This window comes from Micromonospora sp. NPDC001898, assembly GCF_042891255.1.
Lineage (GTDB): Bacteria > Actinomycetota > Actinomycetes > Mycobacteriales > Micromonosporaceae > Micromonospora.
Genome location: NZ_JBIATC010000017.1, coordinates 20,965 through 45,198, shown reverse-complemented (window position 1 = coordinate 45,198; position 24,234 = coordinate 20,965). Strand labels below are relative to the sequence as shown.

Sequence of the window (24,234 nt, the reverse complement as noted above, 5' to 3'; positions counted from 1 at the left end):
GCGGCGGATCCACCTTGCCTGCACCGAGCGTAGTCGCGGCGGCCTGCCACCGGGCCGGGATCGGACCGACCGCCCGCGCGGTGGGCCGGACGGGGCGACGGTGCGGTAGATGCCGGTCGCCGTCAGCCGACGGTGCAGGGCACCCCGTTGAGCCAGAACGCCGCCGGTACCCGGTTCTGCCCGGTCCAGCTCGCGAGGAAGCCCACCTCGGCCGTCGCGCCGGCGGGAAGTCGCGCGCCCCAGCCCGGGTTGGTCACCTCGACGGCCGAGCCGTTCTGCCGGTATCCGCCGTTCCACAGCTGGGTGACCTTCTGCCCGTCGGGGAACGCCCAGCGCAGCGTCCAGCCGTCGACCGTCTGGTTGCCGGTGTTGGTGATCCTCAGCGCACCCTGGAAGCCGCCCTGCCACTGGTTGGTGACCGCGTACCCGACCCGGCAGAGCTGCCCCGTGCCGCCGGTCGGGCTCGGGCTGGCGGTGCCGGTCGGGCTCGTCGTCGGGCTGACGGTCGGCGAAACGGTCGGACTCGGCGATGCCGTCGCGTCTATCCTCGACGGGTCGACGATGCCCCAGTACGCGGGCTTCGCCTGGAGCTGGGTGTCGAAAAGCAGCGGCGCGTCCTTGCGGGTCACCGGGAAGGCGTCCAGCCAGGTGTCGTCGTCGGCCAGCCCCCACAGGGTCACCGACGTCAGCTCGCCGGCGTAACGGCGGTACAGGTCGAAGAAGTCCCGGTACCGGTACGCCTGGGTGCGCAGCAGGTTCGCCGGCGGGCTCGGGTACGACTGGCTGTCGTCGGTGTAGATGCTCACGTCCATCTCGGTGATCTGCTGCTCGACCTTGAGCGGCACGAACTTCTGGATCATCGCCTCGGTCTCGGACAGCGACGGCCAGTTCACGTTGACGTGCATCTGGTGGCCTACGCCGTCGACCGGCACCCCCTCGGCCCGGAGCTGGGCGACCAGCGCGTACAGCTTGTCGCGCTTGGCCGGCACGTTGGTGTTGTAGTCGTTGACGTACAGCTTCGCGGTCGGGGCGACCTCGCGGGCCACCCGGAACGCGGTGCGCAGGTAGTCCAGCCCGCTGATCTCGTACCACCGGCTGCGCCGCAGCCCGTCGGCCTGGCTCTCGTCGATCACCTCGTTGGCCACGTCCCAGGTGCCGATCCGGTCTCCGTACCGGCCCACGACGGTGCGGATGTGGTTCTCCAGGCGGCTCAGCAGCAGCGCCCGGTCCTCGGCGGTGGCGGTCATCGGGGTGCCGTCGGCGCGGGTGAACACCCAGGCCGGGGTCTGCTGGTGCCAGACCAGGGTGTGCCCGCGCACCGCCATCGAGTTGCCGGTGGCGAAGCCGACCAGCGCGTCGGCGTCGGTGAACCGGAACTGGCCCTCGGCCGGCTCGGTGGCGTCCCACTTGAGCGAGTTGCCCGGGGTGACCGAGTCGAAGTGCCGGCGCAGCAGGGTCGCGTGCGCCCCGCCGACCTGCGCCATCTCGATCGCCGCGCCGATCGGGAAGTCGTCGGCGAGCACGTCCTTCAGGGCCGGGATGTCGGTCTGCACCGGGGGCGCCGGGACGTACGACACGGTGAGGTCGTCCACGTGCAGCGGGGCGGTCCCGCTGACGGTCTCGACGTACGCGGCGAGGGACTCGACGTCGTACGCGAGGGTGTAGCCGCCGCGCAGCTCGGTCCAGCCGTCCGCCGTCACGGTCGTGGCCCCGACCACCTGGTCGTACGAGGCGGTGCCGCCGGTGCTGCGCTGGACGCTGAGCCTGGCCTGGGTGGCGGCCTGCCCGGCGGGGAGCCGGACGAAGACCGAGAGCGTGTAGCGGGTGCCCTTGTCGAGGGTGCCGAGCAGGTTCCGGCTCGGCCCCTGCCAGCTGCTGGTGCGGCCGGAGGTGAGCAGGCTGTACGTGCCGGCGTGGGCGACGGCGGTGCTCGGGGCGACCGTCTCGCCGCCCCGGGGGCCCCAGCCGGTGGCGGTGCCGTCCTCGAAGGTGTCGGCGACCACGATCACCGGGTCGGCGGCGCGGGCGGGGGCGGTGGTCAGGGGCACGGCGGTGGTGAGGGCGGCCAGGGCCAGCAGCAGGCCGCCGGTGGCGAGGCGGCGGCGCGTGGCGACAGCGCGCATGGGTGTCTTCCTTCCGTGGGGTTCGGGGTGCGCGCGCCCGCCGTCGGCCGGTGGCCGGGAACGGGCGAGCGGACGCGCGGCGGGGCCGGCATGAGCCCACATGCCGGTCGCGTGTCCTGCTCCACGGACGGCGGCGTCCACCCGGGACGCCGTCGATGCGCGTCGATGCTACGCGGGGCCCGGCCCGCGCGCCAGGCGTCAACTTTTGTTGACATGCGGGGTGCTGTCAATGTAAGTTGACGGCATGAGTCAGGCGACGGAACTAGCGGCGGCGGCCGGCAGCACCGATCCCCGGGTCGGTCTGCGCGCCGTGCGCGCCCTGCGCCGGCTCCTCGAACGGCTGGAGGTGGTCCAGGTGGACAACGCCCGACGACAGGGCTGGTCCTGGCAGGAGATCGCCGACGCCCTCGAGGTCAGCCGGCAGGCGGTCCACAAGAAGCACGCCGGGCGACCGGCGGCCCCGAGCTCCTGGGAGGCGTGATGTTCGAACGGTTCACCAACCGGGCCCGCGAGGTGGTCCGGGCGGCCCGCGACGAGGCGCGGGCCGCCGGCCGGCGCCGGGTCGACACCGAGCACCTGCTGCTCGCCGTCCTCGCCGACGCCGACAGCCTCGCGGCACGGTTGCTGCGCGACGCCGGCATCCGCGCCGACGACCTGCGCGCCGCCGTGGCCCGGCACACCGTCGACGGCGGGGTGGGGCTCGCCGAGGCCGACGTCGCCGCGCTGCGCGAGATCGGCATCGACCTCTCCGCCGTCGTCGCCCGCGTCGAGGAGTCCTTCGGCCCCGACGCGCTGCGCGCCGCCGTCCCGGGCCCGCGCCGCCGCTGGCTCCGCCGGCAGCAGCCCGGCGGAGTGTTCTCGCCACGGGCGAAGAAGGTGCTGGAGCTGGCGCTGCGGGAGGCGCTCGGGCTGAGGCACCGGCACATCGGCACCGAGCACATCCTGCTCGGCCTGTTCCGCGAGGCCAGCGGGACGGCCGCCCTGGTGCTCACCGAGGCCGGGCTCGACCTGGCCGACCTGCGTCGCCGGGTGGAGGCCGCCCTGCGGATGGCGGCCTAGCAGGGGAGGGAGGGGCCCTTCCCGGCCTCCGGTGGACGAAAGTGGCACCTCCCTCCCCGCAAACCTGTTTTCGATGCGCGCAACCTCACCGGTCGCCGGGTCGCCGCCCGGTCGGAGTTGCTGCACACTGGCGCCGTGGATGCTGAGCAGGACACGCGTTCGACCGCCGCCGTCGGCGGGTTGCGCTCCGCGGTGGTGGTCAACCCGGTGAAGGTGACCGATCTCGACGAGCTGCGCGAAACCGTCGATGCCGCCCTCACCGCCGCCGGCTGGCCCCAGCCGCTGTGGTTCGAGACCACCCCCGACGACCCGGGCCGAGGTCAGACCGAGGAGGCCGTCAAGGCGGGCGTCGACGTGGTCTTCGCCTGCGGCGGGGACGGCACCGTGATGTCCTGCGTCAGCGGCCTGGTCGGCACCGACGTGGCCCTGGCCGTCCTGCCCCAGGGCACCGGCAACCTGCTCGCCGCCAACCTCGGCCTCTCCACCGACCTCGCCGCCGGGCTGGAGGTGGCCGTCGAGCGCGGCCGTCGGCAGCTCGACGTCGGCGAGGTCGAGGACAACTACTTCACCGTGATGGCCGGGATGGGCTTCGACGCCCAGATGCTCGACGCCACCTCGGAGACCACCAAGGCCCGCATCGGCTGGCCCGCGTACGTCGTGGGCGCCGCCCGGCACCTGCGGGACCGGCCGATGAGGGTCTCCATCCGCATCGACGACCGGCCGCCGCTGCGCCGCCGGGCCCGCTCGGTGCTGGTCGCCAACGTCGGCCGGCTCCAGGGCGGGGTGACCCTGCTCACCGACGCCGAACCGGACGACGGCTGGCTCGACGTCGCGGTGCTCACCCCGCGCACGCTGCGGCACTGGCTGGCCATGGGCTGGGCGCTGGCCCGCCGCCGGGGCAGCGTCCCCCGGATGGAGGTCTTCCGCGCCCGCAGGGTGGAGATCACCAGCAACCGGGCCCAGCCGCGCGAGCTGGACGGCGATCTCATCGCCCCCGGCCGGCGGCTCGTGGCGGAGATCCGTCCCCGCGCCCTGTGGCTCTGCGTGCCGCAGCCCGAGGAGACGCCCGACCTCGCCGTCGACGCGTCCGCAGCCGGGGAGCGGGGCGAGGAGCTGGTCGAGGACGCGCGCCGTGAGTAGCACGAAGATGGTGCCGGAGACCCGGCTGATGTCCGACCAGGAGCTGTCGGCCGACGACGCCTGGCACACCCTGCGCCGGCAGGGCGGCTGGTGCCTGCTGCGGGACGCGTTCGTCCGGTTCCGCTACGGCGACGGGTTCAGCCACTCCCGGGCGTTCGCGTTGCAGCTCTGCCTCGCCGTGGTGCCGTTCCTGATCGCCCTCACCGGCCTGATCACCGACCTCGGCGCCGACGCGGGCGGCGAGGTGGTCGCCGACACCGTCCTCGCCCTCACCCCCGGGCAGAGCGACGCGATGGTGCAGGACCTGCTGGTCGACAGCGAGCGCACCGAGGACGCCGGCGAGCTGGCGCTGACCCTCGGCCTGCTCACCGGCCTCGTCGCGCTCACCACCACCATGGCACAGATCGAGCGGGGCGCGAACCGGATCTACGGCGTCGAGCGGGACCGTCCGGCGCTGTGGAAGTACCTGCGCGCCGCCGTGCTCGCGGTCGTCGCGGGCGTCCCCGCGCTGACCGGCTTCCTGATCCTCGTCGGCGGCGGGGCGATGGGCGACTCGGTGCGGCGGCACTACGAGTGGGGCGAGTTCGCCCACGGCGCGTGGGGGGTGGTCCGCTGGCCGCTGAGCCTCGGGCTGACCGTGCTCGCCGTGGCCCTGCTGTTCCGGCACGCGCCCCGGCGTAACCAGCCCGGCCTGTCCTGGCTGTTCTTCGGCGCCGGCATCGCCACCGCGCTGTGGTGGCTGGCCAGCCTGCTGCTCGCCGCGTACGTGCAGGTCAGCGACGGGTTCGGCCAGACGTACGGTGCGCTGACCGGGATGATGGCGCTGCTGCTCTGGGCCAACCTCACCGGGATGGCGCTGTTCGGCGGGCTGGCCTTCGCCGCCCAGCTCGAAGCGATGCGGATCGGCGTGCAGGAGCCGGCCCAGCCGGACCGGTGGCAGCCCGAGGCCGAGCGCGAGGAGATCCACGACACCGGCGAGATGACCTCGCTCTGACCCGTCGGCGACACCCCCGGTGTACGCGCCGCCCGAACCGGGTAAACCGCCTCGCCAGGACAGACAAGGGAGGTGCGGGATGACCGCGGTCAAAGAGGTGGTGCGGCGACCACTCGGCCATTTCGCTGAGCGGAGCATCGCCGGGCTGGCGGCCGTCGCCGGCGCGGGGGTCGCCTTCGGCCTGCTGCTGATGCTCGTACGCTTCCGCTGGAGCCCGCTGAACGACGCCGACCACGAGGTCGCGGAGTGGTTCAACGGGCTCGTCGCGCCGCACGGCGCCCTGGTGACCGTGCTTCAGGCGATCACCGATCTCGGCGGGCGGCCGGTGCTGATCTGGCTGGTCAGCGTCGCCGTGATCGGGCTGCTGATCCGGCGTCAGGCCCGGCTGGCCGTCTACCTGATCATCACCGGGGTCGGCGGGCTGATCCTCGACCCGTCGCTGAAGGCCCTGGTCGGTCGGCTTCGCCCGGTGGTGGACGTGCCGATCGCCAGTGCCCCCGGCAACAGCTTCCCCAGCGGGCACGCCCTCGGCTCGTTCGTCGCGTACGGGGCGCTGCTGCTGGTGTTCCTGCCGGCCATCGCGCCCCGCTGGCGCAAGCCGGCGATCGCCATCGCCGCGATGCTGGTGGCGCTGATCGGGCTGACCCGGATCGCGCTGGGCGTGCACTACGTCTCGGACGTGATCGGCGGCTGGCTGCTCGGCGCGGCCTGGTTGGGCGTCACCGCGTACGCCTTCCGGCTGTGGCGGCGCGAGCGCGGCCGGCCGGTGCCGCCGCTGACCGAGGGCCTGGAGCCCGAGGCGGGGCACGACATCGCCCCCGCCCCGGCCGAGGAGCACGTGCTGGAGCACCCCCGTTCCACCGTCGCCGAGCTGCTGGTCGGCTGGGTGCTGGTGTTCGGCGCCCTGTACGCCTTCGGCACGTTCGTCAGCTACCACGCCAAGGACACCTTCTTCGGCACCCTGGACACCGAGGTCCCGCGCTGGTTCGCCGAGCGGCACACCGACACGCTGACCGACGTGAGCTGGTGGTGGAGCAAGCTCGGCGACACCCACGCGATCCTGATCGTCTCGCTGGTCTTCTGCCCGCTGGTGCTCGCCGTGTGGCGGCGCTGGCGGCCGGTGCTCTTCGTGGCGCTGGCGATGTTCGGCGAGCTGACCCTCTTCCTCGCCTCCGCCCACGTCGTCGACCGGCCCCGCCCGCCGGTGGAGAACCTGGACGGGCAGATGCCCACCTCGTCGTTCCCGTCCGGGCACATCGCCGCCACCATCTGCATCTGGCTGGCCATCGCGGTCATCGTGTTCCCCCGTACCGACCGCTGGTGGCGGTGGATCTTCGTGGCCCTGGCCGTGATCATGCCGGTCGGCGTGGCCACCTCCCGGATGTACCGGGGCATGCACCACCCCACCGACTTCATGGGCGCGATCCTGCTCAGCGCCCTGTGGATCGGCCTGCTCTACTGGGCGATCCGCCCCAACGCCGATGTGGCCGAGGGCAATCGGCCGGCCATCTCCTCTGAGCAGGTCGACGAGCTGGACGACGAGCTGGCCAAGGCCGGCCGGCCGGACTGACCCGCGTCATGCTGCGGGTGATGACCTGGAACATCAGGACGGGCGGCCGGGACCGGACAGGTCCCGGCCGGCTGGACCAGGTGGCCCGGGCCGTCACCGCGCAGCGGCCGGACCTGCTGGCCGTCCAGGAACTGCGGGGCTTCGACTCCGGCGACGTGCTGGCCGGGTTCGCCGCCGAGGTGGGCATGCGGCCGTACCTGGCCCGTTCCTGCCTCGGCCAGCCGGTGGCGGTGCTGGCCCGCGCGCCGCTGCGGGTGCTCGCGGCGGGCCCGGTCCGCCGCCCGTTCCACCACGCCGCCGTACGGGTCACCGTGGCCACCGACGCCGGCCCGTTCACCGTGTTCGCCGCCCACCTCGACCCGTACACCGGGCTGCGGCGGCGGATCGAGGCCGGCTGGCTGGCCGCCGCCGTCCACCGGGCACCCGGGGAGCTGGCGCTGCTGGCCGGGGACCTGAACACCCTCGACCCGGGCACCGACCACTCCGCCCGGGTCGCCCGGCTGCCGCCCGCGTACCGCCGCCGTCACCTGCGCCGGGACGGCCGGACGGTGGAGACCCGGGCGGTGGCCCGACTCGTCGCCGCCGGGCTGGTCGACCTGTACGCCGCGCGCGGGCCCGCCGACGAGGGGCTGACGGCACCGACCCGGCACGGCGGCGGCGCCGAGTTCTCCGGCATGCGGCTGGACTACCTCTTCGGCACCCGCGCACTGGCCCGGCTGGTCCGGTCCTGCGAGGTGCGGCGCGGCGGCGACACCGAGTACGCCTCCGACCACTATCCGGTGCTCGCCGAGCTCGACCTGAGCCCGGCCTGACCGGCACGCCCCGCGCCCCGGCCCGGCGTGCCCTCCCGGGGCGATCACCTTTGCCGGGGCTTTCTACGCTCGGCCCGTGAACACCGCCCCGACCGGGCAACCGGAACCGCATCCGCTGCTCGCCGTGATCGCCCGGGGGGTGGCCCTGGTCGTGGTGCTGCCCGTACGGCTGGTCTGGGAACTGCTGGTCGGCTCCGCCCGGTGGCTGGCCCGCTGGCTGCTCAGCCCGCTCGGCCGGGCCCTGCGGGCCTGGGTGCTGCGCCCGCTTGCCTGGCTCCTGCACCGGCTGGTCTGGATACCGCTGGTGTGGCTGACGAAGCACCTGCTCTGGCACCCGCTGGTCTGGGTCTTCCGGACGCTGGTCCGACCCGTGGCGCGCTTGCTCGTGGGGGCGGCCGACTGGCTGATCCGCAACGTGCTGGTGCCCCTGGTGCGGCTGCTGATGCGGGCCTTCGGCCCGGCGCTGGCCGCCGTCGGGCGCGGGCTGTGGTGGCTGCTGCGGCTGGTGGCCGATGCCCTCGGGTACGCCTGGCGGCTCACAGGCCGCATCGTCAACTTCCTCTACCGGCTGCTGCTCCGCCCGCTCGGCCTGGCCGTGCGCTGGCTGTGGCGTTACACGGCCGTCCCGCTCGGCCTGGCCGTGCGCTGGCTGTGGCGGCACACCGCCGTCCCGCTCGGCCTGGCCCTGCGCGCCGCCTGGCGGGCCACGGTCACCCCGACAGCCCGCTGGCTCCGCGACTCGATCCTGACCCCGATCCGGGAAGCCACCCGCGACCTCCTGACCGCCCTCGGCCTCCGCCGCTAACCCACCCCAGACCCCTCTCCACCCCCGAAACCCCGTCGATCATGCACTTCGGGCCCCGGCCAAAGGGGCAAAAGCCTCATCACGGGGGCCGCAAGTGCAAGATCGCGGGAGACGGGGGTGGGGTGGGGGGTTAGCTGAGGAGGTTGAGGAGGACGGTCAGGGCGATCGAGGCCAGGACCGAGAAGAGGATCATCAGGAGACAGCCGAGACCACCGCCGAGCGGGCGGATCTCCGTGTTGCCGATGCGCATGGCGGTCCTTGTCCTAGTGCGGAGCGAGCAGGGCGCGTACCGCTGCGGCGACCTCGGCCGGGGCGGTGGTGGCGACATTGTGGGCGGCGCCCGGGACGACAGCCGTGCGGGCGTCCGGCACCAGGTGGGTGAGCTGGTCCCGCCAGGCGGCCGGTGCCACCGGGTCGCGGGAGCCAGCGATCACCAGGGTGGGCGCGGCAACCCGGGCGGCGTCCGCCTCGATCGCGTTGCGCACCGAGTGCGAGAGGGTGGCGTACACCCGCGGAGGGCGGGCGTCCCAGACGTCGCGGAGCAGGACCGGGGTCTGCAATGGCGCCTCGCGCAGGGTGTCGGCCAGCCAGCGGCCGAACAGTCCCCGCCGGGTGCGGGCGGCCGGATCGCTGGTCGGCCCGGCCAGCACCAGCGCCCGGACCCGCCCGGGGTGGCGGGCGGCCAGCGCGGCGGCCACCTCCGCGCCGAACGAGTGCCCCAGCACACACGCGGGCGGCAGCCCGTACGCGGTCAGCCACGCCGCCAGGTGCTCGGCGTGCCGGGTCACGTCGTACGTGCTGGACGGGTGGGCGCTGAGTCCGAAGCCGGGCAGGTCCGGCACGTACACCGGATGGGTGCTCGCCAGCGCCAGGGCCAGCGGGGTGAGGTAGCGGTGCGACACCGCCAGCCCGTGCACCAGCACCACGGGTGGGGCCCCGGTGCGCGTGTCGGCAGTGCGGCGGGTGTGCGTACGCAGGCCGTCGACCAGCCGCCACTCGCTGGTCAGCCCGGCGGCGGGCCGGGGGGCGGCCAGGGCGAGCCGCAGTTGCGCCGGGGAGAACCCCACCGACGGGACCGCAGCGGACGGGCCCCTCGGCCGGACCGTCGCCGTCACAGCTCGCGGAGTCGGGGGAGTAGTTCCTCCCGGGCCCAGTCCAGGAACATCGGCTGGGTGTCGCCGCCGACCTGGACGAGCGCGACGTGGGTGAAGCCGGCGTCGACGAACTTCTTGAACGCCTCCACGTGCCGGTCGGTGTCCGGGCCGCAGGAGATCCCCTCGGCGACATCGTCCTCGCGGACGAACTGGCTCGCGGCGGCGAACGAGTCCGGGTCGGGCAGGTCGGCGTTGACCTTCCAGCCCAACCCGAACCAACGGAACTGGTCGTGCACGATCTTGCGGCACTCCGCCTCGTCCGGGCCGTAGCAGATCGCCACCTGGCCGTACCGGGGCTGGCCCGCGCCGCCCGCCTCGTCGTACATCTGGATGATGTGCGGGTCCGGCTCGGTGGCGACGATCCCGTCCGCGTAGTCGGCGGCCAGCGTCGCCGACTGCCGGCCGGACGCGGCGACGGCCATCGGCACCGGCCGGCCGGGCCGGTCCCAGACGTACGCGTCGGGGACGTCGTAGTGGTTGCCGGAGAAGGTCAACGTCTCGCCGTTGAGCAGCGGCCGGATGATCTGCAACGCCTCCTCGAACATCTCGTGCCGCTGCTGCACATGTGGCCAGCCGCCGACGATGTGCTCGTTGAGGTTCTCCCCGGCGCCCAGGCCGAGAGTGAACCGGCCGTCCGAGAGCACCCCGATCGTGCTGGCCTTCTGCGCCACGACGGCGGGGTGGTAGCGGCGGATCGGGCAGGTCACGAAGGACATCAGCTCGGCCCGGCTGGTGGCGTGGGCGACCGCGCCGAGCACCGACCAGGCGTACGGGGCGTGGCCCTGGGAGTCCAGCCAGGGGTAGTAGTGGTCGGAGATCACGAGCTGGTCGAAGCCGGCAGCCTCGGCACGCACCGCGTGGTCCACCAACTCCTTGGGGCCGGCCTGCTCGCACATCAGGGTGTAACCGACGTTGACCATCGCGACATCTCCTTCGCTCTTCCGATCATCCCCGGATACCCCGACCGCCCGTCGCCAACCCTCGGATCCGCTTCGCCCCGCGCCTACCCCCCGCCCCGTGCCCGCCAGCGCCCGCTCCCGCTCCCGCCCTACCCCGCGCCGCATTTTCCGGGAAAGAGTGGTCATTCCGGCGGGGATGGCCACTCTTTCCGTGAACGGGCGGGAGGACAGAGCCACGCATTAACCGGTTCAGGGTTGATGGGCCGTGGGATCGTCGGCGGGTCGCGGTGGGGATGAAAGGGCTTCGGGAGGGGTAGCCGATCGCCCAGCAGAGCCCGTGGGGGTGCCGCAGGCGCGCGGGCCCGCCACGGGGCCCGGCGTCCGCCGGTCACTCACTGAACCGGTTGCTCCGGACGGGACATCGGCTTACGCTGATCCCTGCGCCGCCGGGAGCCGGACGGGCGGCTGACGGGCCAGTCGCCTTCTACGTCACCACCACCGCACCCCCGCCTGGGCACGGGGGGACCCCTCCCTGAGGAAGGCCATGAGAAAACGTCTCTCCGTCGCGGGCGTCGCCCTGCTGACGGTTCTCGCCGCCGTGTTCGCCTTCGGGCAGCCGGCGCACGCCGCCGCCGGCTTCTCCGTAGCCAACGGCAAGCTGTACGACGCCAACGGCACCGAGTTCGTCATGCGGGGCGTCAACCACGCCCACACCTGGTACGCGCAGCAGACCAGCTCCTTCGCCAACGTCAAGGCGCTCGGCGCGAACACCGTGCGGGTGGTGCTGGCCAGCGGCGACCGCTGGGCCAAGAACGACACCGCCGACGTCGCCAATGTCATCTCGCTGTGCAAGGCCAACAAGCTGATCTGCGTGCTGGAGGTGCACGACACCACCGGCTATGGCGAGCAGAGCGGCGCGATCACCCTGGACCGGGCCGTCGACTACTGGCTGAGCATCTCCAGCGCCCTCGCCGGCCAGGAGAAGTACGTCATCGTCAACATCGGCAACGAGCCGTACGGCAACCAGGGCTACGGCACCTGGGCCACCGACTCGGCCAACGCGATCAAGCGGCTGCGCGCCGCCGGCCTGACGCACACCATCATGGTCGACGCTCCGAACTGGGGCCAGGACTGGTCGTTCACCATGCGCGACAACGCAGCGTCGGTCTTCGCGGCCGACCCGCAGAAGAACACCGTCTTCTCCATCCACATGTACGGCGTCTTCGACACCGCCGCGGAGATCACCGACTACCTCGGCCGGTTCCGCACCGCCAAGCTGCCGATCGTGGTCGGCGAGTTCGGCTTCGACCACTCCGACGGCAACCCCGACGAGGACACCATCCTGTCGTACAGCCAGGCCAACGGGATCGGCTACCTGGGCTGGTCGTGGAGCGGCAACGGCGGCGGCGTCGAATACCTCGACATGGCCACCAACTTCAACCCGGCCGCCCTGACCACCTGGGGGCAGCGGATCTTCAACGGCGCCAACGGCATCAGGGCGACCTCGAAGGAGGCGTCGGTGTACGGCGGGCCCACCCCGACGACTCCGCCGCCCACCACGCCGCCGCCGACGACGCCCCCGCCCACCACGCCCCCGCCCACGACTCCGCCGCCCACCGGCGGCTGCACGGCGACGTACACGATCGTCAACCAGTGGCAGGGCGGCTTCCAGGGCGAGGTCAAGGTGACCGCCGGTTCCGCCGCCATCAACGGCTGGACGACGAGGTGGACCTACGCCAACGGCCAGGCCGTCACCCAGTCCTGGAACGCCACGGTGACCAGCAGTGGGTCGGCCGTGACCGCCCGCAACGTGGCGTACAACGGCAGGCTCGATGCCGGGGCCAGCACCAGTTTCGGCTTCATCGGCAGCTCGGGCGGCACCAACACCGTCCCCGCCGTCACCTGCACGGCGAGCTGACCCTCGTACCACCCCCGGTGGCCGGGTCCGCGCGGACCCGGCCACCCTCCTTTCGGGTACGTGGACCCGGCCGCTCCCGTTTCCGGCACGCCGGCACGCCGATTCGCGGCGCCGGTCCCGGTGCTGGTGCCGTCCGCAGGCGCTGACGTCGGTTGGGGCGCTGGCGCCGACGTCGACTCAGGCGCTGGCGTCGGCGCCGATCTGCGGGTGGCACCTGCATGACCGCCTTTGCTCTGCTGCCCCCTGTGCAACGCTCGCGGAGCGTGACGCTTCCGGCCGTCTAGATACGTGCTGTCCCGGGGCGTGAAGCGGCTGCGCGAGGCTCAGGCTGTGTGGTGAAGCGGCTGCGCGGTGCTGGTGTTGCGGTGACGGCAGCAGAGCAAAGGGGCGAGTTGGTGACATGCCAGGCATCCTGGCCCACCACCTGGACGGCAGGGCAGGCCGCGGCGCGATACCGCGCCACGGCCTGCCCTGCCGTCGAAGCTCGCACGGTGGACTTCGATACCGGCCCTCAGGCCGCCACGACGTCGGCGACGACGCAGGCGATGTTGTCGGGCCCCCCGGCGGCGTGGGCCAGCTCGACCAGCCGCGCCACGACCCGGTCGGGTTCGTCGCCCGCCGCGAGCGCGGAGTGCAGCGCCGCCCGGTCGACGACCGAGGAGAGCCCGTCGGAGCACAGCAGGTAGCGGTCCCCTTCGACAGCGGTGCGCAGCGCCAGGTCCGCCTCGACGTGGGCCCCACCGGCGCCGAGGGCCCGTGCCAGCAGAGCCCGCTGCGGGTGCGCGGCGGCCCCGGCCGGGTCCAGCCTGCCCTGGTCGACCAGCGACTGCACGTAGGTGTGGTCCCGGGTCAGCGGGGACAGTTCGCCCCCGCGTAGCAGGTACGCCCGGGTGTCGCCGATGTGCACCAGCGCCAGTTGGGAACCGGAGCGCAGCAGCGCGGTCAGGGTGGTGACCGGCCGGTGCTCCGCCTCGGCAGCCTCGCGCACGGCACGGTCGGCGTCGGCGACCGCGCCGGCCAGCAGCGTGAGCAGTTGGGCGGCCGGCACGTCGGCCAGTTCCAGCGGTCGGAGGGCGGCGATGGCGGCGGCGCTCGCGGCGGCGCCGCCCGGGCCGCGCATCCCGTCGGCGACGGCCAGCAACCGCTCGCCGGCGTACGCGGCGTCCTCGTTGCTGTCCCGCAAGGCCCCGGTGTCGCAGCGGGCAGCGTGGCGGATGCCGAGGGCGGGGGGCGGATCGGACATGGTGGTGCTCCCTTCGGACAGGACGTCGACGAGGAGGGTGACGAGGCGACCCCGGGCCGCCGTGTCGGCGCTGACCCGCCGCCAGTACGCGTCGACCGCCTCGGCCGCCGCCGCGGGCCGGAGCCCGCAGACGGTGCGGATCTCGGCCAGCGGCATGCCAATGCGGCGGAGCGCGGCGATCAGCCGGGCCTGTTCCACCTGGTCCGGGGCGTAGAGCCGGTACCCCGACTCGGGATCGACCGCGGCCGGGTGCAGCAGCCCCACCTCGTCGTAGAGCCGCAACGCCTTCGGCGTCAGGCGTACCGCCCTGGCGAACGCCCCGATGGTCAGCAGCGCCACATCGACATCCTCCTCGTGCCGGTCGCGGCGACCGGCACGAGCCAGGCTGGGGCCTCCCCGAGGGGCAAGGTCAAGCGCGGGGCCGGGCCGGCCGGTCCGGCGGCTGGAGCGGTCGGCGGTGCTGTGCCGAAGCGCGTCATTCGACCCCACCCGCCGCGAAGATCGCGCCCTTCGCCTCCACCCGCCCGGGGCTTTCGGCCCTGCGGGTCGCAGCCTCTCCTGACAGCATGGAAGGAGAGGTTTCCCGTACGGGACATGGACGGATGAGCCCGCCGCGGGGGCCGGGGAAGGAAGAATGATCATGAGCGAGCAGCGTTTCGCCGGACGGGTCGCGGTCGTGACCGGAGCCGGATCGGGTATCGGGCAGGCGGTCGCCCAGCAGCTTGCGGCGGAGGGAGCCACGGTCATCGGCTGCGACGTCGACGCCGAGGGTCTCGCCACGACCACCAAGCTCATGGAGGAGGACGGCCACCCCGGGACGATGATCGTCGCCGACATCACGGTGCAGGCCGACGTCGACCGGATCGTCGCCGCGCTGCCGGAGCAACGCGTCGACCTGCTGGCCAACGTGGCGGGGGTCATGGACCACTTCCTCCCCGTCACGGAACTGGACGACGCCACCTGGGACCGTGTCCTGGCGGTGAACCTCACTGGTCCCATGCGGCTGTGCCGGGCCATGCTGCCGCTGATGACGACGCGGGGCCGGGGTTCGATCGTCAACGTCGCCTCCATCGGCGGTCTCACCGGAGCGGTCGCAGGCAGCGCGTACGTCTCCTCGAAGCACGGGCTGGTCGGCCTGACCCGCTCGATCGCCAACCTGTACGCCGAGGACGGCGTTCGGGCCAACGCGGTCTGCCCCGGCGGCGTCCAGACCAACATCGGCCGCAGCGCCGCACCGAAGGTTCCGTGGGCGTACCAGCGTCTGGAGCGGTCGTTCGGACGGGTCACCCGGATGGCCACGCCCGCCGAGGTCTCCACGCTGGTCTGCTGGCTGGGCTCCGACGAGGCGATCAACGTCAACGGGGCCGTCGTCGCCTCCGACGGAGGCTGGACCTCCTGAATCGGCGGGCGGCGGCGGGCCTCAGCCGATCGCGTCGACCTCCAGCAGCAGGGTCTGCTCGGGGTGCAGGGCGGGAAGCTGGAGGCCGACCGACCCCAGCACCACGCCGGGCAGGGTGACCCCGCCGGGCAGCCAACCGGGCTCGGCGAGCTGCAACACGGCCGGCTCCGGCACGCCGGCAGCCGGCCGCACCGCGTACCGGCGGGCCCGATCGAGCCCCGGCAGCCGCACCGGGCCCGGAATCTGGGCGACCGAGGTGGCCAGCCGCGTTACGGCGTACACCGCCCGGGAACCATCGGCGGCGACGACGCCGTGGGCCCAGACGGCCGGGTCCGGGTGGTCGACCCGGACCACCCGCCCGGAGTGCAGCAGCGGGCGCAGCCGCTTGTACAACGCCACCCAGGCGGCCAGTTCGGTCCGCTCCACGTAGCCGACCGCGCTGATGTCCCACTCGATGCCGAAGTGGCCGAAGAGCGCGGTGGCGGCCCGGAACCCCAGCTCGTGCACCCGGCCCGTGGTGTGCGAGCGTTCCGGCCCCACGTGGCTGCCGACCAGCTCCGGCGGGAGCAGCAGCCCGGTCCAGCGCTGGATGGCCAGCCGCTCCAGGGCGTCGTTGCAGTCGCTGGCCCAGACCCGGTCGGTGCGGCGCAGGATCTCCAGGTCCACCCGCGCGCCGCCGGACGAGCAGCTTTCGATCTCCACCCCCGGGTGGCGGCGGCGCAGCTCGTCGAGCAGCCGGTAGACGGCGAGGGTCTGCGCGTGCACTCCCGGCCGCCCGGCGTGGCCGGCCTCGGTGAGGTCCCGATTGTGGTCCCACTTCAGGTACGCGATGCCGTCGTGCCCGGTGAGCAGCGCGTCGAGCAGCCCGAGCAGGTGGTCGTACGCGTCGGGGCGGGCCAGGTCGAGGACCTGCTGGTGTCGCCACTCGGGCGGCAGCCGGCCGGGCGCGGACAGCACCCAGTCCGGGTGGGCGCGAAACAGGTCGGAGTCCGGGTTGACCATCTCCGGCTCGACCCAGAGGCCGAACTGCATGCCGTGGCCCCGCACGTGGTCGATCAGCGGTTGCAGCCCGTGCGGCCAGACGGTCTCGTCGACGTGCCAGTCACCGAGCCCGGCCCAGTCGTGCCGGCGGCCCCGGAACCACCCGTCGTCGAGCACGAACCGTTCCACCCCGATCCGCGCCGCGTGGTCGGCGAGGGCCCGCAACCGGTCCAGGTCGTGGTCGAAGTAGACCGCCTCCCACACGTTGAGGGTCACCGGACGCGGGGAGCGGGGATGTCCCGGCCGGGCCCGCAGGTGGGCGTGCAGCACGTCGCTGAGCCCGTCCAGCCCGGCACCGGACCAGGCCGCGTAGAGCAGGGGAGTGGTGTACGACGCGCCTGGGGCGAGCAGCACCTCGCCCGGGGCGAGCAACTCCCCGCCGCCGAGCGTCGACTCACCGGTGGGCCGCCGCTCGGCGACGGTGACGTGGTCGCCGCTCCACGCGGTGTGCACCGCCCACACCTCGCCGTGTCGGAACCCGAACCCGGCCGTCCCGGCGGCCAGCAGCAGCGTCGCGTCGTGCCCGGTCCGGCCGTGTCGGCCCTCCCGGACCCACGCGCCCATCGGCCACGGGTGCCGCTGCGGGCTGCGTTCCCGGCACCACCGGCCGGTTAGGTCGAACAGTTCGACCGCGACCGCCGGCACCGGCAGCACCGGGGTCAGTTCCCGCAGCTCGTACGGGGAGTCGCCGTCGTTGCGCAGCGTGTGCCGCAGCAGCACCAGCCCGGTCGGGTCCAGCTCGACGGTGACGGTCAGCGTCAGTGCGGCGGCCGGGTCCGTCGCCGCCACGGTGACCCGGGCGGAGCCGGTCGGGTCGTCGTCGGTCACGTCGAGGGTGTCGAGCCGGAACGCGGTGGACCAGTCGCCGCCGTCGCGGTGCCCGGCCAGCCCCGGCCGGCCGCTCCAGCCGGCGCTGGCCTCGGGAAGCAGGGACAGCAGGGTCGGCGCGTCGAAGCTGCTCGGTACCACCGGCGCGACGCCCGCGTCGACCAGCGCGGACAGGTCGTCGGCGGCGAGCGGGCCGAGTTCGGCGCCCCAGTGCGCGACCCGGGGTAGCCACGGCCCGCGCGCGTCGAGCACCAGGCTGGTCCGCGCCCGGCGCAGGTGGACGATCGTCATCCCTTGGACGCTCCCAGCATGAGGCTCCGGGCGAACTGCTTCCGCGACAGGAAGAAGTTCCCCAGGTGGGGATCGCGACCAGCCCGGAGCCGGCCGAGAGAGGTCGTTGTCCGTAAAGATCGACTGCCATGAAAGTCCTAGGCGGCTCAAGTTACCCGCCCGTTCGGCGCTGTCAACCCTGACCAACTCGGGGTCGTGGTGTCGAGGACAGCGACGATCAAGTCGAGCAACCTCGCGGTGTTCTCTCAGATCCAGGGCCCGTCGGGTCGCACGGCCCGTCGTGGTCGGCCCGGCGGGCGCAGCGCCGGCGGCCCGGCAAGATCCGGTCGCAGAACACCCAGTGTCGTACGTGCTGGGCGTCCTCGGCGGAGACGGTGGTGCCGCCTGCCTCGACCTGCGGCAGCGACGACAGCGACCGGGTCAACGTGTACGCGAAGCGGAGCGCCTCGGCCAGGTCGGCGACCGCCACCGGCAGATGGATCACGTGACGGGGCACGGGATCGTCCGCCCCGGTGAACGCCTCGACGGCGGCCCGGGGCAGCGCCGCGAAGACACCGGCCGGAGGGAGCGCCGGTCCCTGGGTCACGACTGGCACCGTCGGGCCTGGGTGCCCTGCCAGTCGCGCAGCGCCCGCTTGAGCCGGGCGTTCTCCTCGCTGAGTCGGGTCACGTCCTGGTTCAGCGCGGCCAGTTCCAGCGCGACCCGGTGCAGGAAGCGCCGTACCTCCCGGGGGTCGAGCCCCCGGCGGCCGAAGCCGACGGCGGCGAACTGGCGGTCGCGGACGTGTCTCGGGTGCAGCCGCAGCGGTGGTGCGCCGCCGTAGACGGTCCCTCGGGTCATCGGTCGCCTCCATGGTTGGTGGATGGGGCGGCCCTGGCGGAGGGAAAGTTCCGGGAAGGGCCGCCCCGCCCGGCGACCGCAGCCTCAATCGGCGAGTACGGCTCACCGGGCTGCCGGTGGTTGGTGCTGATTTCCGGACAGGTCAGGGTCGCGAAGACCCAGCTGGCCGTGATAGGTATTCATCAAGTCGGTCGGAGCCGGAATGCGCGCGGAACGCGGCTCCATGTTGAGACCCGACGAGAACCGGTATGCGTCTGCCACACGCGAAGCCGTCTCTCGTCACCTTCTCGGCTGTTGGCACAGCCGCGGTTGCCGTGCTTGCACCGGGCGTCCCCGGGGGTCGGCGATCACCCTCACCCGAAGGCCACGTTTCCAGTGGGCTCGAACTGGAGCAATGGTTCCTTCGCGGGCTCGCCAACTTTTTTCGAGAGGTGGATCATGCCGCACAAGCCGTTCGTTCGGACGCTGCGCGCACAATGGCTCGGCCAGCAGTTGAGGGCGCTGCGTGAGGCGCGGGGCATGACGTTGAAGCTCGTGTCGGAGCACCTACAACGCGACATGTCGGCGCTGGGCCGCTACGAGCGGGCGGACTGGCCCATTCGCAAGGGCGACGTCACGGCCCTGCTCGACCTGTACGGCTTCCACAACGCCGCAGAGCGAGCCCGGCTGCTCACCCTGGCCGAGGAGGTCTGGCGCACCGACCGCTGGGACGAGGACTACGGCGACGTGGTCGACTCGTCCTTCATCCAGTACCCCTGGCTGGAAGACCGAGCCGAGAGCATCTGCTCCTACAACGCTCTCCTGCTGCCCGGTCTGCTTCAGACGCGGACATACGCAGAGGCCGTCATTCGCAACGCCGCAGAACCGGGGGTCCCCGAGCCGACGATAGAGCGGTGGGTGGAACTCCGAATTGAGCGGCAGCGAGTGCTCGACGGGCCCACCCGCGTCGCGGCGGTCCTCGACGAGGCTGTCCTGCGCCGCCCCGTCGGCGGTCGGGCAACGATGGCCGACCAGCTTCACCAGCTCACTCAATTGATCCGTCGCAGGAACATCGACGTGCGGGTGCTCCCTGCCGAACTCTCCCTGCACGCCGGTATGGACGGCACCTTTACCCTCTTCACACTTCCCTCTCCCTACCCGGAGGTCGCCTATCTGGAGAACCTGGGTGGGCGGCTCTATGTGGAAGCGCCGAAATCGAAACGGTTCGTAGACGCGTACGATCGGCTTGTGAAAGCCGCACTCGGCGAAGCTGAGTCGGCAGAGCTGATCGCTACGATCGCGGAGGACATGTCATGAATGAGACCTTGCCGCCGGTGGCGTGGCACATCAGCACCAAAAGCAATGACAACGGTGGGAGCTGCGTGGAGGCGGGGCCGGTGCTCGACGGATCCGGCCGCGTGGCCGTCCGGCACAGCAAGGCGCGGGACGCGGGGACGATCGTCTACACCGCCGACGAGTGGGCGGCCTTCGTCGGCGGCGTGAAGGACGGCGAGTTCGACGTCGCCGTCCTTCATGTTGCTGCCGACCGCCGGACACACTGACTCGGCACCAGCCTCATGCGTGCGGCCAGGCCCTTTCGGGTCTGGCCGGGCGCATGGACGGGGCAGCTCCAAAGCGCCCCGGAAGGAACCCTGCCGCCGGGGACACGCCTTGGGCCTTCACAGGCACTTCACAGCGCGGGTGGTTACGGTCACCTGCGTGAGCTGCGACGCTCCAGGGTGGAGCGCGCGCCCGTCTACGGGAGTGGCGATGGTCTTCAAGAAGATGTTGAGCGCGTTCGGTGTCGGCGGTCCCAGTGTGGACACCGTCCTTGCCAACCCGAACACCCGGCCGGGGCTCGCCCTCGATGGCAAGGTCAACCTGGTCGGCGGCGACGCGTCGGCGGCCATCGAGCAGATCGTCGTCGGCCTGGTCACCCGGGTCGAGATGGAGAGCGGTGACAGCGAGTACGCCGGTGTGATGGAGTTCCACCGGCTGCCGGTCGCCGGGGCGTTCGAGCTGGCCCCGAAGCAGCAGCTCTCGATCCCCTTCCAGCTGCCGATGCCGTGGGAGACCCCGATCACCGACGTGTACGGCCAGCGCCTGCACGGCATGACGATGGGGCTGCGCACGGAGGTGGCGGTGGCCCGGGCGGTCGACAAGAGCGACCTCGACCAGGTCAACGTCCACCCGCTGCCGGTGCAGGAGCGCATCCTGGACGCCTTCGCCCGGCTCGGCTTCCGGTTCAAGGGTGCCGACCTGGAGCGCGGCCACATCCGTGGCACGCAGCAGACGCTGCCGTTCTACCAGGAGATCGAGTTCTTCGCCGCGCCGCAGTACGCGCAGGTCATCAACGAGGTTGAGCTGACCTTCGTGACCAGCCCCCACGGCATCGACGTGGTGCTGGAGTGCGACAAGCGGGGCGGCTTCCTCAGTGCCGGCCACGACGTCTTCGGCCGGTACAGCGTCGCGCACACGGACGCCGACCGGGTCGACTGGGCGCAGGTCGTCGACGGCTGGCTCCAGGAGACCACGTCCCGCTACGGCGGCCTGCGCGCGCAGGGCTTCGGCGCACCGCAGGGCTTCGGTGCGCCCCCCGGCTACGGGGCCTCGCACGGGTACCCGATGCAGCACGGGCACGGCGGCCACGGGCACGGCGGCCACGGCCGGGGCGGCGGGATGGGCGGCATCGTCGCGGGCGCGGCGCTCGGCGCGGTCGGCGGGATGGTCGCCGGCGAGATGATCGAGGACGCGGTCGAGGGCGACTTCGCCGAGGACTGGGGCTTCGGCGGCGACGAGGAGTGACGTAGGAACGACGGTGGCCCTCCGGGAGATTCCCGGAGGGCCACCGTGCTACTCGGTGCCGTCAGTGACGGCTCTTGCGCTCCGTGCCGCTGCGGAAGCTGCTGCCGGCCTTGGCCAGACCCCGGCTACCGAGGTAACCGATGGTCAGCAGCGTGATGAAGAACCAGGCCTGCGGGGCGCGGAAGATGTCCACGCCGACCGAGTTCTTGCCGACCAGGTACGACGCGGCCAGCACGCCGATCACCGAGGCGACGTAGACCCAGAACTCCGTCGTCATGAAGGCCTGCTTGGTCTCCGTGCCCGGCGCCTGCATCGGCTCGCGATGCCCGTCGTGCATCATCGGCATCTGCCTGGTGGGCGCTTCGTTCATCGCGCGGTTCGGCATGTCGTTCATCGCGCGGTTCGGCGCTTCCTGGGGCCGGTTCGTCGACCTGGTGGATGCAGCCTGCGTGCTCATCTTGTCCTCCTCAGGATGCGATGAGTCCTACCTGCGCTCCCTCGCCCCGCTACCGCGTTTCGGCCACGGCACGGTTGGCGTTTCTCGGCGGGGGCACCCCCCGACTACCCCGGGGTCCGCCGAGGTAACACCCGCCGGCCCTCTAATGGCGGCGTCAGCGCGGGTCTGGCGTGGGGTTTGGTCGGCCGGCACCCGGGCACGCAGCGCGATCCGACTGATCTGCGAGGTGATGGACGTGCGTGAGGACGACATGGTGCGGGAGTCCGCCCGCAAGGCCGAGCAACGGATCGCCGGCGGGGTGTACGGCCCGGGGGCCCTCGACGAGGTCACCGTGCCGCAGACCGACGAGACGCGGGTTCTCCAGGAGGAGGATCCGGGCGACCCGGCGGACGTCCCGATCGACCCGGAGGTGCTGCGCGACGGCGGCCCGACCCGGGGCCAGGGCGCGCTGACCACGACCGGCGGTACCGCCGGCCCGGCGAGCGTCCGGCGGGTGGCCCGGCAGCCGGAACGGCACCCGGGGAAGGTCGCACCGACCACCACCGGCGACGCCACCACGGGCGGCCTGAGCACCCCGGCGGGTGGCTCGACGAGTGACCAGTCGAGCAGCGCCAGCCAGGTCGGCGACTTCACCGACGAATAACCCGCCCCGCCCCCTCAGGCGGGGCGGAGGATGCCCAGGCGTTGGGTGGCGCGGGTGAGGGCGACGTAGAGGTCGCTGTGCCCGCGCGGGGACTCGGCCACGATCCGTTCCGGGTCGACCACCAGGACGGTGTCGAACTCCAGCCCCTTGGCCTGCCCGACGGTCAGCACGACCACCCGGCTCTCCAGCTCCGGGTGCTCGCCGACGGCCGCCTCCGGCAGCGCCGCGACCAGGGCGGTGCCCAGCTCGTCGACCCGGCCGGCGGGGACGATCACCCCGAGCCGCCCGTCGCCCAGCCCGGCCGCCTCGGCGACCGCCGCCCCGGCCAGCTCGCGGGGCAGCGCGTCCTCGGCGACCCGGCGGTCCCACGGCGGCACCCCGCTCTCCCGTACGGAGCGCGGCGGGAGCAGGTTCGGGTCGATCTTCGTCAGCACCTCGGCGGCCACCGTCATGATCTCGGCGGGCGTGCGGTAGCTGACGGTCAGCTCCTCCAGCCGCCAACGCTGCGCCACGTACGGCTCCAGCGCGTCGGCCCACGACGGGGTGCCGGCGAGCGCCCCGGTCTGCGCCACGTCCCCGACGATCGTCATCGACCGGCTCGGGCAGCGGCGCATCAGTAGCCGCCAGGCCATCGGCGACAACTCCTGCGCCTCGTCGACGATCACGTGCCCGAACGCCCAGCCCCGGTCGGCGGCGGCGCGCTGGGCGGCGGTCAGCCCGTCGGACTCCTCCTGGCGCTCCAGCAACTGGTCTGCGTCCAGCAGGTCGGTGACGCCGAGGATCTCGCCGCCCTCGGCCTCGTCCTCCACGTCGATGGAGCGGGAGCCCCGGGCGATCTCCAGCACGCCCTCGGCGTACTCGCGTTGGAAAGCCCGGATGCGCTGCCGACGGGCCGCAGCGGTGCGGTCGTCCTCGCCGAGCAGTTCGGCGGCCTCGTCGAGCAGCGGCACGTCGGCCGGCGTCCAGCCGCCCGGCCGGCGGTGCAGCAGGGCCCGCTCGGCGTCGGTCAGCTCCGGCGCGGCGGCGGCGATCCGGTCGGGGTCGGCGTACAGGTCGGTGAGCAGCCGCTGCGGGGTGAGCACCGGCCAGAGCCGGTCCAGCGCGGCCCGCACCCCGGGCTCCTCGCGCAGCTCGCGGCGGATCTCCGCGACGTCGGCCTCGTCGAGTAGGTTCTCCCCGCCCAGCGGGTCCGCGCCGATCCGGTCGGCCACCTGGTCGGCCAGGGCGTGCGCGATCTCGACGTCGAAGACCGCGCGGGCCAGGTTGTGCGGCCGACCGGTGCGGCGGGCGCGGTCCCGGGCCGCCCGGACGGTCTCCGGGTCCAGCCGCAGCACCTCCCGCTCGACCTCGATCTCCAGCGGTTCGTCGGGAACCCACTGCCGGTCCCGCACCGCCCCGGTGAGCACCTGCACCATCTCGGCACGGCCCTTGACCGCCGCGGCCTCCGCCGGCTCCGTCCGGCGGGCGCTGACCCCGGGAAAAAGGTCCCCGGGGGTACGCAGCAGCACGCCCGTCTCGGCCAGCGCCGGGAGCACCTGCGAGATGTAGCGCAGGAACGTCTCGTTCGGGCCGACCAGCAGCACGCCCCGGCTGGAGAGCACGTTGCGGTGGGTGTAGAGCAGGTACGCCGCGCGGTGCAGGGCGACGGCGGTCTTGCCGGTGCCCGGGCCGCCCTGGACCACCAGCGTGCCGGGCAGGTCGGCGCGGATGATCCGGTCCTGCTCGGCCTGGATGGTCTCGACGATGTCGCGCATCCGGCCGGTCCGGCCGGCGGTGAGCGCGGCGAGCAGCGACGCCTCCCCGGTCAGCTCCTCGTGCGCGGTGGGGGAGGCGGCGGCCAGGTCGAGCACCTCGTCGTTGAGGGCCGTCACCTTGCGCTGCCGGGTCCGCAGGTGACGTCGCCGCCGTACACCCTGCGGGTTGGCGGCGGTGGCCAGGTAGAAGGCCCGGGCGGCGGGCGCCCGCCAGTCCATCAGCAGCGGGTCGTAGTCGCCGCTGGTGTCGAAGATGCCGATTCGGCCGATGTAGTGGCGCGCGCCGTCGTCGGCGTCCAGTCGGCCGAAGCAGAGCCCGTTCTCCACGGCGGAGAACTGCTCGACCTGTTCGGCGTACATCCGCACTGAGCTGTCCCGCTGCGACCGGGCCTGGAGGGTGCCGCCGGTGGTGTGCAGTTCCTCGGCCAGCCGCCGGGCGGCCTGTTCCCGCATGCCGTCCAGCCGGCCGTAGAGCATGGA

22 protein-coding genes are annotated in these 24,234 nt (G+C 73.0%); 13 read left to right on the top strand and 9 right to left on the bottom strand.

What is annotated here, in order from left to right; translation table 11 throughout:
• Positions 1-122 precede the first annotated feature (122 nt).
• Entirely contained in the window at positions 123-2,123 is a 2,001-nt protein-coding gene (locus tag ACFYZF_RS25680; protein ID WP_387024894.1) for an endo-1,4-beta-xylanase, read from the bottom strand.
• A 244-nt stretch (positions 2,124-2,367) separates the two neighbouring features.
• Here ACFYZF_RS25680 and ACFYZF_RS25675 point away from each other — a divergent pair, with 244 nt between their 5' ends.
• The 7 genes from ACFYZF_RS25675 to ACFYZF_RS25645 all read left to right on the top strand — a co-directional run bounded on the left by ACFYZF_RS25675 (position 2,368) and on the right by ACFYZF_RS25645 (position 8,503).
• Positions 2,368-2,604, top strand: coding sequence for a helix-turn-helix domain-containing protein (locus tag ACFYZF_RS25675; RefSeq protein WP_387024892.1), 237 nt, complete (start codon positions 2,368-2,370; stop codon positions 2,602-2,604).
• The gene (locus tag ACFYZF_RS25670; RefSeq protein ID WP_387024890.1) at positions 2,604-3,182 is read left to right on the top strand and encodes a Clp protease N-terminal domain-containing protein; all 579 of its coding nucleotides are present in this window, start codon (positions 2,604-2,606) and stop codon (positions 3,180-3,182) included. Before ACFYZF_RS25675 ends, ACFYZF_RS25670 begins: the two co-directional genes overlap by 1 nt.
• 135 nt (positions 3,183-3,317) lie before the next feature.
• Positions 3,318-4,322, top strand: a complete 1,005-nt coding sequence (locus tag ACFYZF_RS25665) for a diacylglycerol/lipid kinase family protein (RefSeq protein WP_387024888.1) — start codon at positions 3,318-3,320, stop codon at positions 4,320-4,322.
• Entirely contained in the window at positions 4,315-5,316 is a 1,002-nt protein-coding gene (locus ACFYZF_RS25660) for a YihY/virulence factor BrkB family protein (RefSeq protein WP_387024886.1), read from the top strand. The genes ACFYZF_RS25665 and ACFYZF_RS25660 overlap by 8 nt, the downstream gene beginning before the upstream one ends.
• Before the next feature lie 79 nt (positions 5,317-5,395).
• Positions 5,396-6,886, top strand: coding sequence for a phosphatase PAP2 family protein (locus ACFYZF_RS25655; RefSeq protein ID WP_387024884.1), 1,491 nt, complete (start codon positions 5,396-5,398; stop codon positions 6,884-6,886).
• Between the two features lie 20 nt (positions 6,887-6,906).
• Positions 6,907-7,698, top strand: coding sequence for an endonuclease/exonuclease/phosphatase family protein (locus ACFYZF_RS25650; protein WP_387024882.1), 792 nt, complete (start codon positions 6,907-6,909; stop codon positions 7,696-7,698).
• A 76-nt stretch (positions 7,699-7,774) separates the two neighbouring features.
• Positions 7,775-8,503: a hypothetical protein gene (locus ACFYZF_RS25645; RefSeq protein WP_387024880.1), complete on the top strand. Its 729-nt coding sequence runs from the start codon at positions 7,775-7,777 to the stop codon at positions 8,501-8,503.
• A gap of 263 nt (positions 8,504-8,766) precedes the next feature.
• On the opposite strand, the gene ACFYZF_RS25640 is transcribed toward ACFYZF_RS25645, so the two are convergent.
• Complete coding sequence (locus ACFYZF_RS25640; RefSeq protein WP_387024878.1) at positions 8,767-9,570, bottom strand: alpha/beta fold hydrolase; 804 nt, start codon at positions 9,568-9,570, stop codon at positions 8,767-8,769.
• 44 nt (positions 9,571-9,614) lie between these two features.
• Entirely contained in the window at positions 9,615-10,577 is a 963-nt protein-coding gene (locus tag ACFYZF_RS25635; protein WP_387024876.1) for a TIGR03557 family F420-dependent LLM class oxidoreductase, read from the bottom strand.
• Between the two features lie 523 nt (positions 10,578-11,100).
• Here ACFYZF_RS25635 and ACFYZF_RS25630 point away from each other — a divergent pair.
• The gene (locus ACFYZF_RS25630; protein ID WP_387024874.1) at positions 11,101-12,474 is read left to right on the top strand and encodes a cellulase family glycosylhydrolase; all 1,374 of its coding nucleotides are present in this window, start codon (positions 11,101-11,103) and stop codon (positions 12,472-12,474) included.
• A 511-nt stretch (positions 12,475-12,985) separates the two neighbouring features.
• Here the strand turns inward: ACFYZF_RS25630 and ACFYZF_RS25625 are convergent.
• Entirely contained in the window at positions 12,986-14,056 is a 1,071-nt protein-coding gene (locus ACFYZF_RS25625; protein ID WP_387024872.1) for a MerR family transcriptional regulator, read from the bottom strand.
• 301 nt (positions 14,057-14,357) lie between these two features.
• Here ACFYZF_RS25625 and ACFYZF_RS25620 point away from each other — a divergent pair, with 301 nt between their 5' ends.
• A complete protein-coding gene (locus ACFYZF_RS25620) occupies positions 14,358-15,116 on the top strand; it encodes an SDR family NAD(P)-dependent oxidoreductase (RefSeq protein ID WP_387024870.1) in 759 nt (252 codons plus the stop codon).
• Positions 15,117-15,137: 21 nt separating this feature from the next.
• Here ACFYZF_RS25620 and ACFYZF_RS25615 read toward each other — a convergent pair whose 3' ends face one another.
• The 3 genes from ACFYZF_RS25615 to ACFYZF_RS25605 all read right to left on the bottom strand — a co-directional run bounded on the left by ACFYZF_RS25615 (position 15,138) and on the right by ACFYZF_RS25605 (position 18,116).
• Positions 15,138-17,276 (bottom strand): alpha-galactosidase, encoded by a 2,139-nt coding sequence (locus ACFYZF_RS25615; protein ID WP_387024868.1) that lies wholly within the window; start codon positions 17,274-17,276, stop codon positions 15,138-15,140.
• Positions 17,277-17,493: 217 nt separating this feature from the next.
• Complete coding sequence (locus ACFYZF_RS25610; RefSeq protein WP_387024966.1) at positions 17,494-17,760, bottom strand: hypothetical protein; 267 nt, start codon at positions 17,758-17,760, stop codon at positions 17,494-17,496.
• A gap of 98 nt (positions 17,761-17,858) precedes the next feature.
• A complete protein-coding gene (locus tag ACFYZF_RS25605; protein WP_387024866.1) occupies positions 17,859-18,116 on the bottom strand; it encodes a DivIVA domain-containing protein in 258 nt (85 codons plus the stop codon).
• 438 nt (positions 18,117-18,554) lie between these two features.
• Between ACFYZF_RS25605 and ACFYZF_RS25600 the strand changes: the two genes are divergently transcribed.
• The 3 genes from ACFYZF_RS25600 (at position 18,555) to ACFYZF_RS25590 (ending at position 20,900) form a co-directional block, all read left to right on the top strand.
• Complete coding sequence (locus ACFYZF_RS25600) at positions 18,555-19,412, top strand: helix-turn-helix domain-containing protein (protein ID WP_387024864.1); 858 nt, start codon at positions 18,555-18,557, stop codon at positions 19,410-19,412.
• A complete protein-coding gene (locus ACFYZF_RS25595; RefSeq protein WP_387024862.1) occupies positions 19,409-19,657 on the top strand; it encodes a DUF397 domain-containing protein in 249 nt (82 codons plus the stop codon). The genes ACFYZF_RS25600 and ACFYZF_RS25595 overlap by 4 nt, the downstream gene beginning before the upstream one ends.
• A gap of 208 nt (positions 19,658-19,865) precedes the next feature.
• Positions 19,866-20,900, top strand: a complete 1,035-nt coding sequence (locus ACFYZF_RS25590; RefSeq protein WP_387024860.1) for a sporulation protein — start codon at positions 19,866-19,868, stop codon at positions 20,898-20,900.
• A 61-nt stretch (positions 20,901-20,961) separates the two neighbouring features.
• Here the strand turns inward: ACFYZF_RS25590 and ACFYZF_RS25585 are convergent, their stop codons facing one another.
• Complete coding sequence (locus ACFYZF_RS25585; protein ID WP_387024858.1) at positions 20,962-21,357, bottom strand: hypothetical protein; 396 nt, start codon at positions 21,355-21,357, stop codon at positions 20,962-20,964.
• A gap of 235 nt (positions 21,358-21,592) precedes the next feature.
• On the opposite strand from ACFYZF_RS25585, the gene ACFYZF_RS25580 reads away from it, so the two are divergent.
• On the top strand, positions 21,593-22,000 hold the full coding sequence (locus ACFYZF_RS25580) for a hypothetical protein (protein ID WP_387024857.1): 408 nt from the start codon (positions 21,593-21,595) through the stop codon (positions 21,998-22,000).
• Positions 22,001-22,014: 14 nt separating this feature from the next.
• Here ACFYZF_RS25580 and ACFYZF_RS25575 read toward each other — a convergent pair whose 3' ends face one another.
• Positions 22,015-24,231, bottom strand: a complete 2,217-nt coding sequence (locus ACFYZF_RS25575) for a HelD family protein (RefSeq protein ID WP_387024964.1) — start codon at positions 24,229-24,231, stop codon at positions 22,015-22,017.
• Positions 24,232-24,234 lie beyond the last annotated feature (3 nt).